General features: G+C 64.8%; 2 protein-coding genes. Both read left to right on the top strand.

Features of this window, described 5'->3' with window-relative positions; all coding sequences use genetic code 11:
- On the top strand, nucleotides 1–461 hold a 461-nt coding region (locus DNK06_RS25035; RefSeq protein WP_131182670.1), incomplete at its 5' end, for a DUF2169 domain-containing protein.
- Nucleotides 454–806: hypothetical protein (locus tag DNK06_RS25030; RefSeq protein ID WP_207391061.1), on the top strand; the 353-nt coding region annotated here is incomplete at its 3' end. The genes DNK06_RS25035 and DNK06_RS25030, both read left to right, overlap by 8 nt.

Raw genomic sequence — 806 nt, 5'->3', positions numbered from 1 at the left:
TCACCAGCCCCCATGACGATCTGCCGGCACAAGGCTTCGCGCCCCTGGCGCGCTGGAGTCAGCCACGCCTCCAGCATGCCGGCACCTACGACGAACACTGGCAGAGCGAGCGCTATCCGTTGCTGCCGGAGGATTTCGACGAGCGCTTCTACCAGGCCGCGCCGCCCGACCTCATCCAGCCAGGCTACCTGGCTGGCGACGAGTTCATCTCCCTGCTCGGCATGCTGCCCGAGGGCCTGACGCATTTCCGTCTGCCCGGGGTACTGGCGCTGGCTTCGCTGACCCCGTTTCGCGGCCGTACCCGGCAGGGGCCGCTGGTGCTCGATACCGTGGCCATCGACCTGGATACGCGCCAGGTCTCGCTGGTCTGGCGCGGCACCTTCGAACGCCGTAATCCGCTACGCCGGCTGGCGATCGGTACGCTGAACGTGCCCTTCCACGAGGTGGCGCCCCATGGATGATGTCATCGTTCTGGACACCATCGTCGTCACCCCAGGAAGCAATGCCGACATATTCCGCAGCGATTACGGCATCGACAGCCTCGCCCAGGCTCAGCAAGCCATCGACAACGCGGATCGATTGTTCGCGGCGGACGGGCATCTTTGGGACAACGACCGGGATTTCTTCGACGAGACCGCGCGCGAAGTCAAACAGCGCTTCGAGGACGGAACCTACAAGGAAGGCGAACTGGCCGAATCGGAGCCGATGGAAGATGGGCGGGATCTGTGGGGTAACGCCCGCCACGCCGCCAACGACAGCCATGAGTGGAAAGCCATCTGTTCGGTGCCGGACTTCTGCAAGGTCGG

Source organism: Phytopseudomonas daroniae (assembly GCF_004327285.1).
Lineage (GTDB): Bacteria > Pseudomonadota > Gammaproteobacteria > Pseudomonadales > Pseudomonadaceae > Aquipseudomonas > Aquipseudomonas daroniae.
This window is presented reverse-complemented; position numbering and strand designations above follow the sequence as displayed.